This is a genomic window from Kribbella sp., from assembly GCF_035655035.1.
Classification (GTDB): Bacteria; Actinomycetota; Actinomycetes; order Propionibacteriales; family Kribbellaceae; genus Kribbella.
The window spans coordinates 1-6480 of sequence record NZ_DASRVN010000181.1 but is presented as its reverse complement, the minus strand read 5'-3'; the positions used below and the strand labels follow the sequence as shown (position 1 = coordinate 6480).

General features: G+C 71.3%; 7 protein-coding genes. 4 read left to right on the top strand and 3 right to left on the bottom strand.

Annotation, left to right across the window (positions count from 1 at the left end):
- Window positions 1–16 precede the first annotated feature (16 nt).
- A complete protein-coding gene (locus VFF46_RS10810) occupies window positions 17–175 on the top strand; it encodes a winged helix-turn-helix domain-containing protein (RefSeq protein ID WP_414673052.1) in 159 nt (52 codons plus the stop codon).
- A 5-nt stretch (window positions 176–180) separates the two neighbouring features.
- Window positions 181–1314, top strand: coding sequence for a HAMP domain-containing sensor histidine kinase (locus VFF46_RS10805; RefSeq protein WP_325036941.1), 1134 nt, complete (start codon window positions 181–183; stop codon window positions 1312–1314).
- A 77-nt stretch (window positions 1315–1391) separates the two neighbouring features.
- Here VFF46_RS10805 and VFF46_RS10800 read toward each other — a convergent pair whose 3' ends face one another.
- Complete coding sequence (locus VFF46_RS10800) at window positions 1392–2414, bottom strand: NAD-dependent epimerase/dehydratase family protein (protein ID WP_325036940.1); 1023 nt, start codon at window positions 2412–2414, stop codon at window positions 1392–1394.
- Complete coding sequence (locus VFF46_RS10795) at window positions 2411–3172, bottom strand: S-methyl-5'-thioadenosine phosphorylase (RefSeq protein ID WP_325036939.1); 762 nt, start codon at window positions 3170–3172, stop codon at window positions 2411–2413. Before VFF46_RS10795 ends, VFF46_RS10800 begins: the two co-directional genes overlap by 4 nt.
- A gap of 119 nt (window positions 3173–3291) precedes the next feature.
- Here VFF46_RS10795 and VFF46_RS10790 point away from each other — a divergent pair, with 119 nt between their 5' ends.
- The gene (locus VFF46_RS10790; protein WP_325036938.1) at window positions 3292–3780 is read left to right on the top strand and encodes a hypothetical protein; all 489 of its coding nucleotides are present in this window, start codon (window positions 3292–3294) and stop codon (window positions 3778–3780) included.
- On the opposite strand, the gene VFF46_RS10785 is transcribed toward VFF46_RS10790, so the two are convergent.
- Window positions 3777–6119 carry an HAD-IC family P-type ATPase gene (locus VFF46_RS10785; protein ID WP_325036937.1) on the bottom strand — a complete coding sequence of 781 codons (2343 nt, stop codon included), beginning with the start codon at window positions 6117–6119 and terminating at the stop codon, window positions 3777–3779. The genes VFF46_RS10790 and VFF46_RS10785 overlap by 4 nt on opposite strands.
- 74 nt (window positions 6120–6193) lie before the next feature.
- On the opposite strand from VFF46_RS10785, the gene VFF46_RS10780 reads away from it, so the two are divergent.
- Window positions 6194–6480: sigma-70 family RNA polymerase sigma factor (locus VFF46_RS10780; RefSeq protein WP_325036936.1), on the top strand; the 287-nt coding region annotated here is incomplete at its 3' end.

Genomic DNA, 6480 nt, shown 5'->3' with positions numbered 1-6480 from the left:
GTACACGAAGGCCGAGCTGCTCCGGCGCGTCTGGGGCTGGGACTTCGGCGACTCGTCGACGGTCACGGTGCACGTACGGCGATTGCGCGAGAAGATCGAGGCCGATCCGTCGGACCCGAAGCTGGTGCTGACCGTGCCGCGTACCGGGTACCTGTTCGCGGGTGACGCCCTGTGAAGGACATGGCGACGATCCTCGCGCTCACCACCTTGTGGACGCTGGTGGTGGCGGGGGTCGGGGCCGCGGTGCTGTGGCGATTCCGGCGCCGGTCCTTGCGGGTCACGATGATCGTGGTGGCGCTCGCGCCGATGGTCGCCGCGCTGGCCGCCGTACTGCAGAGCGTGCGGGCGATGTTCATCTCGCAGCACGACTCGTGGGTGGTGCTGTGGACGCTGGCGTTCGCGGCGCTGCTCGGGCTGCTGATGTCGGTCCTGCTCGGGCAGTGGATCAGCACCGGGTCCCGGGATGTGGGGCGGCGGTTGCGGCATCTCGGGACGTCGTACGAGGAGCCCGAGATCGCCGGTGGGGCGGTGCCGGCCGAGCTGGCCGAGCTGACGGACGAACTGGAGATGACGCGGAAGAAGCTGGCCGCGTCGCACGAGCGGGAGCGGGCGCTGGAGACGAGTCGGCGGGAGCTGGTCGCGTTCATGTCACACGATCTGCGGACGCCGCTGGCCGGGTTGCGGGCGGTGTCGGAAGGGCTCGAGGACGGCGTGATCGACGACGTACCGGGCGCGCTGCGGCAGATGCGGTCGACGGTCGATCGGATGACCGGGCTGGTGGACGACCTGTTCGAGCTGTCCCGGTTGTCGGCCGCGCCGCCGCCGCGCCGCCGGTCCGCGGTCAGCCTGCGGGAGTTGGCGGAGGACGTGGCCGGGGAGAACAACGAGCACGCCCGGGCCGAAGGGGTGCAGCTCTCGGTGTCGACGCCGGACGGGGACGATCGGCTCGCGGTCCAAGGGGATCCGGACGAGCTGACCCGCGCGGTCACGAACCTGGTCGGCAACGCGATCCGGCACACCGCGCCGGGCGGGACGGTCACGCTCGCGGTGGATCGGGAGACCGACGGCCGGGTCCGGCTCGCGGTGACGGACGGCTGCGGCGGAATCCCGGCGGACGACCTGGAGCGGGTCTTCGACGTCGGGTGGCGCGGCGACGAGCAGCGGACGCCGGAGACCGCCGCGGCCAGTTCGGGCGGCGGCCTCGGGCTGGCGATCGCGCGCGGCGTGGTCGAGTCCCACGACGGGAAGATTGCCGTCAGCAACGTCGACGGCGGCTGCGCCTTCGAGATCGACCTACCGCCGGTGCACAGCTAGGGCGGACGCCCGTCACTGACCAACGGGTCGGTCCCACGCTCACGGGGTGACCCGGGGACGGCTGGGGCGGAGGTTGGTCAGTGATGGAGGTCCGGTTCTCGCAGCAGGTCCGTCAGGCCGGTGGTCAGGTCGTAGGTGGGTTTCCAGCTCAGGTCGGCCTTGAGGCGGTCGGACGAGGCGGTGATGTGGCGGACGTCGCCAAGGCGGTACTGGCCGGTGACGATCGGCGGCGGGCCGGCGTACGCCTTGGCGAGTTCGGTCGCGACCTCGCCGATCGTGGTCACGGTGCCGCTGCCGACGTTGTACGCCGTGAACGCCGGCTGCTGGGGGAGTGCGACGGCGGCCCGGACGACCGCGGTGGCGATGTCGCGGACGTGCACGAAGTCGCGGCGCTGACGGCCGTCCTCGAAGACGCGGGGAGCTTCGCCGCGTTCGAGCGCGGACCGGAAGATCGCGGCGACCCCGGCGTACGGCGTGTCGCGTGGCATGCCTGGTCCGTACACGTTGTGGAACCGCAGCGCGGTCACCCGCCCCCCGGTCTCCCGGGCCCAGGTCGCGGCGAGGTGCTCGCCGTTGAGCTTGCTGGCCGCGTAGGCGTTCCGCGGGTCCGGTACGGCGTCCTCGGTGACGAGTCCCGGGCTCAGGGGCTGGTCGCAGTACGGGCAGGGCGGCTCGAAGCGGCCCGCGTCGAGGTCTTCCGTACGGCGGGGTCCCGGTGCGACCTGTCCGTGTTCGTCGCAGTCGTAGCGGCCTTCGCCGTAGATGACCATCGAGCTGGCGTAGACGAGGTCCTTGATACCACCGAGCGACTTGAGCAGTACGGCGGTGCCGAGGCTGTTCGAGGACACGTAGTCGTCGATGTCGTCCAGCCGCACGCCGAGGCCGACCTTCGCCGCCAGATGTACGACGGTGTCGATCCCCTCGTACGTCCGCTCGTCCCGCACGTCCCCGACGATCAAGCCGTCGCGCGACTCCGGCCGCTCCGCGTGCACATCGTCCCGATACGAGTCGAGCACCACGACCTCATGCCCGTCCGCGCCCAGCTCCCGCACCACGTGCCGCCCGATGAACCCGGCCCCGCCGGTCACCAGCACCCTCATCGCGCGACCGCCGTTCCGTCGAGTGCGTGGTGGCAGGTGCAGTCGGCATCGGGCTTGGGAAGTTGGGTGATGACCGTGCGGAGGAGTTCCTGCAGGCGTTGGATGCTCTGCTTGAAGACCTCGAAGACTTCCGCTTCGGTGACTCCGGAGCCGTCGGCGTCGTGGTCGGTCACCACGGCGATCGAGGTGTAGCAGAGGGCGAGTTCGCGGGCGATGGCGGCTTCGGGGGCGCCGGTCATGCCGACGACCGACCAGCCCTGGGCGGCGTGCCAGTGCGATTCGGCGCGGGTGGAGAACCGGGGGCCGTTGATGACGACCATCGTGCCGTCGGGTACGACGTTGCCGGCGGCAATCACCGCCGCGCGGCCGGTGGGACAGTACGGGTCGGCCGCGCTGACGTGCACGACCTCGTCGTACACGGTCTGCTCCCGCCCCCAGGTCCGGTCGACGTACTGGTCCGGCACCACGAACGTGCCGGGTGTCAGCTCGGGTTTCAGCGAGCCGACCGCGCACGGGCCGAGGACCTGCCGGACGCCGAGCTCGCGGAGCGCCCACAGGTTCGCGCGGTAGTTGATCCGGTGCGGCGGCAGCCGGTGGTCCGCGCCGTGCCGCGGGATGAACGCGACCGACCGCCCGTCGAGGTCCCCGACCACCGGGGCCTCACTGGGTGCGCCGAACGGGGTGTCGATCTCGATCCGCTCCGCGCCGGACAGGAACGAGTAGAACCCGGAGCCGCCGAGTACGCCGATATCAGCCATGGAAGCGACGCTAGTGCCGCCGGGCGCCGTGACTACCGGATCCGGCCGGACCGTCAGCGCTCCGTAAGCATGACTCCGGCAGCACGACCGCGGAAGAACGTCTCCGGAAGAATGGCGCCGTGGAGATCTCCTGGGTGCTGCTCGCGGTGGGTGCCGTGCTGCTGCTGTTCAGCGCCTACGCGAGCTGGACCGCGGGCCGCCTGGACAGGCTGCATCACCGCGTCGACCTGGCCCGCGCCGCCCTGGAGACCGAGCTCGCCCGCCGTTCCGCGCTGGTCGCGGAGCTGGCCGGCAGCGAGATCCTGGATCCGGCGTCCGCGTTGCTGCTGCTCGACGCGGCGCACCGGGCCCGCGCGGCCGCGCTCGAATCGGTCGAGGTGCACGAGCAGGCCGAGTCCGCGCTGACCCGGGCGATCCATGCCACCGGCACCGATATCGAGCCGTGGGCGGGGGAGCTGGGCCTGGCGATGCGCCGGGTGCAGCTGGCCCGCCGGTTCCACAACGACGTCGTGGTGTCGACCCGCGACCTGCGGCAACGCCGGCTGGTGACCTGGTTCCGCCTGGCCGGCCACGCACCGATGCCGACCACGATCGAACTCGAGGACTAGCTGGTTGGCGTCCGCCGGAAGTGTGCCGCGACCCAGCGGACGATCTCGATCAGCACGATGCCGACGGCCCCCATCGCCACCCCGCCGAGCACGCGCTGCGGGCTGACCTCCAGCAGGAAGATCCCCTTCCCGATCGCCGGCACCAGCACGGCGACCGCCGCCAGCACCGCCATCGTCGCGACCAGCCCTGCCTTCCAGAGCCGGAACGGCCGCGCCTGGATCGACAACGTCCACAACGAGACGACCAGTACGACGACGGTGGTCACCGTACGGGCCTCCGCGACCGTCGCGCCCGGATCGAACACCCGCACCAGCCAGTACCCGGTGAACGCGCACGTCGCCGTCACCACACCGACGGGCACGGCGAACCGCAGTACACGCCCCAGGAACCCGGGAACGTAGCGCCGCTTGTTCGGCCCGATCGCGAGGAAGAACGCCGGGATGCCGATCGTCAGGTTCGAGATCAGGGTCAGCTGGATCGGCGCCAGTGGGTACGCCACCATCGTGGTCGCGGTGATCACGGTCAGCAGCAGCGAGTACACGTTCTTCACCAGGAACAGGCTCGCCGCCCGCTCGATGTTCGCGATCACCCGGCGGCCCTCGGCGACCACGTCCGGCAGGTGCCGGAACTGCCCGTCGAGCAGCACCAGCTGCGCGACCGCCCGGGTCGCCGCGGAACCGTTGCCCATCGCCACACCGATGTCCGCGTCCTTCAGCGCGAGCGCGTCGTTCACACCGTCGCCGGTCATCGCGACGACATGCCCGCGCCGCTGGAGCGCCGCGACCATCGCCCGCTTCTGCTGCGGGCTGACCCGCCCGAACGCCGACTTCCCGTCCAGTACGGCGGCCAGCTCGTCGAGGTCCTCCGGCAACGTCCGCGCATCGACGGCGTCATCGGCCCCGTTCACCCCCGGTACGCCGACCGCCGCCGCGACCGCGCCGACCGTCCGCGGGTTGTCGCCGGAGATCACCTTCAGCGCGACGCCCTGCTCGGAGAAGTACCGCATCGTCGGGGCGGCGTCGTCCCGGATCCGCTCGGCGAGTACGACGAGGGTCACCGGTACGAGCTTTCCGGGCAGCTGGTCGTCGTCCTGCGCCGTTCCGCGCGCCAGGACCAGGACCCGGCGGCCCTGCGCGGCGATCTCGTCGGCTTGCGCGCGGGCGTCCGCGGTCGCCGGATCGGCGGTGTCGATCAGCACCATCTCCGGCGCGCCGAGCACCCAGGTATCGGTTGCCGTCGTCACCGATTGCCACTTGCGCGCAGACGAGAACGGGACCCGCGCGAGGGCGGTCAGCGACGTGTCGGCGTACGACGCCGTGATCGCCCGGCCGGTGGCGTTCGGGGTGTCGCTGACCGCGGCCAGCGCGAGAGCCTGTTCGGTACGGTCGTCCGTGCTGAGCGGGACGAGCCGGTCGAGGACGATCTCGCCGCTGGTCAGCGTGCCGGTCTTGTCCAGGCAGACCACGTCCACCCGGGCGAGCCCCTCGACCGCCGGCAGTTCCTGGACGAGCGTCTGGCGCCGGGCCAGCGTGATGATCGCCAGCATGAATGCCAGCGACGTCAGCAGCACCAGCCCTTCCGGGATCATGCCGACCAGGCCGGCGACCGTACCGGTGACGGCCTCCTGCCAGCTGTGGTTGTCCTTGCTGCGGAACTGCGCCCAGAGCAGCAACGGGCCGACCACCAGCAGGATCAGTGAGATCCGGCGGAGCAGCAGCGTGGTGCCGGCGACCAGCTCCGACTTGGTGACCTGGTAGCGGCGCGCCTCGGCCGCGAGCTTGGCGGCGTACGTCTCCGCGCCGACCGAGGTCGCGGTGAAGTCGCCCTCGCCGGCGACCACGATCGCGCCGGAGCGGACCTCGTCGCCGGGGCGCTTGTGCACCGGGTCGGACTCGCCGGTCAGCATCGACTCGTCGAGCTCGAGGCCCTCGGACCGCAGTACCGGGCCGTCGGCCGGGACCTGGTCGCCGCTGCCGATCCGGACCAGGTCGTCCTGGACCACGTCGGCGATCCCGACCTCCTGGACCACGCCGTCGCGGACCACCCGGACGTGCGTGACGTTGAGCAGCGCGAGCCGGTCCAGGGTCCGCTTGGCGCGGACCTCCTGGAAGATGCCGATCCCGGAGTTCGTCAGGATCACGAAGCCGAACAATGCGTTCTGCCAGCTGCCCGTGGCGATCACGGCGACCAGCAGGGTCCCGAGAAGCCCGTTGAAGAACGTGAAAACGTTCGCGCGGACGATCTGCCCGAACGTCCGGCTGGTCCGTACCTGCACCGCGTTCGTCCGGCCTGCCGCGACCCGCTCGGCCACCTCCGCGGCGGTCAGCCCACTGCCCATCTGACGATCCTTCTCGGTAGGCGGCGGCGGTGCGCACCACAGTACCGGTGTGATCGCGGCGTACGTCGGATTGAATGGGTGCCGTGGACGGGTTCGCGGAAGAAACCGAACGGTACCGGCACGAGCTGCGGGTGCACGCCTACCGGATGCTCGGGTCGTTCGACGATGCGGAGGACGTGGTCCAGGAGACGCTGCTCCGGGCGTGGCGCGGCCGGGAGAGCTTCGAGGGGCGCTCGTCGCTGCGGGCGTGGCTGTACCGGATCGCGACGAACGTGTGCATCGACGACGTACGGCGCCCGCAGCGGGTGCTGCCGTACCAGCTGGAGCCGGCGTCGTTCCCGGCGACGGCGCTCCCGCCGCG

Coding starts and splice junctions, on each gene's coding strand:
- VFF46_RS10800 (WP_325036940.1), bottom strand. CDS start 2,414: ATGAGGGTGCTGGTGACCGGCGGGGCCGGGTTCATCGGGCGGCACGTG.
- VFF46_RS10785 (WP_325036937.1), bottom strand. CDS start 6,119: ATGGGCAGTGGGCTGACCGCCGCGGAGGTGGCCGAGCGGGTCGCGGCA.
- VFF46_RS10805 (WP_325036941.1), top strand. CDS start 181: ATGGCGACGATCCTCGCGCTCACCACCTTGTGGACGCTGGTGGTGGCG.
- VFF46_RS10795 (WP_325036939.1), bottom strand. CDS start 3,172: ATGGCTGATATCGGCGTACTCGGCGGCTCCGGGTTCTACTCGTTCCTG.